Genomic DNA, 1,214 nt, shown 5'->3' with positions numbered 1-1,214 from the left:
TGTTAAACAACAAGCAGAACAAGTCGCAGCACCCGACAGCTAGTAGCTGACGAGTCTGGTTTTTCAGCCGGTTTACAGAATTAAAACTTATAAACTTTGCACATCTGGTACATCGCTGCCGGTGTGCTTTACGTTCGGCAGATAAACAATGTTCGATAAACTCCAAACTACTATACGCCAGCATGCTGTGTATCTGTGGCCCACGCCCGTTGGCTATGGCTGTTACTTGATATTTCAAAGGCCACTATTCCTAAAATCAATTACTATCCCTTTTGCCGTAGGTATAGCCATGTATTTGCTGCTTTGGGTGTGCTTAATTGCATCCTTCGTTTATTGTGTGAGACTACTTAGACCTTCTAATAGATGTGTACCGCGTTGGATATTAGTCTTGAATTTTTTATACGGTCCTCTGATTTACATTATTTTAATCGGATCATTTTTTTGTGAGAGGTTTTAGTCCTACCGATTTAATGTATATGATTATAATTGGCCGAACAAGTCGCTGCACCCGACCACTAGTAGCTGACTGGCCAGGTTTTGTTTCTATCCCTCAAAAGGAAATCTATTAATCCGTTCATCAACCATTTCATCGTGGCGGGTGAGCTTTACGTTGGGCAAAAAAATATGACCATCACAGACCTAGTTAAATATTTTCGTAATGACGGATCGTTTGAGGATTTCTGTAAGAGTCGATCTCTGAATGCCGATTCGGAAGTGATTGAAATATTTGCGAGAACCCCAGTCTCGAAGGAATCATCTCTTGAATTTTTCGAGATTGAGAAAACAGAAGGAAGTATTCAGTATTCCCATGACAGCGTCGAATATCGAAATCTATTTGATTTTTACTTCTTCCAAGACGCCATAGAAGAATCGAAAGACGAAGCACACCAGACACTAAAAGATTCTGATGTTGCTGTGAAATTAATGTCATATGCTCTCAATGATGCTTGAAAAAAATCAAGCCCAACAAGTCGCAGCACCCGACAGCTAGTAGCTGTCGAGTTTGCGACGGCAAACCCTTTTACGAGATTGTATCTATAATCCGCATATTGGCGCCTGATCGCTGCCGGTGTGCTTTACGTTGGGCAAAAAAATGAAACGCTCTTTACTGGTGAGACTAGTTATCTGTTTGTCGCTTATTATTCTAGCTTACTCAACCTACAGTCTGCGAAGTTTATACCTGAAGCCACCTTTGGAGATTAGTTCGGATATTC

1 protein-coding gene is annotated in these 1,214 nt (G+C 41.1%); it reads left to right on the top strand.

All coding sequences use genetic code 11. From position 1 onward, the window contains the following. Positions 1-591: 591 nt before the first annotated feature. The gene (locus HW115_RS19465) at positions 592-951 is read left to right on the top strand and encodes a hypothetical protein (RefSeq protein ID WP_178935327.1); all 360 of its coding nucleotides are present in this window, start codon (positions 592-594) and stop codon (positions 949-951) included. Positions 952-1,214 lie beyond the last annotated feature (263 nt).

It is taken from the genome of Oceaniferula marina (assembly GCF_013391475.1).
Classification (GTDB): Bacteria; Verrucomicrobiota; Verrucomicrobiia; order Verrucomicrobiales; family Akkermansiaceae; genus Oceaniferula; species Oceaniferula marina.
Note: the sequence above shows the minus strand (reverse complement) of the source record. Positions and strands in the feature narration are given on the sequence as shown.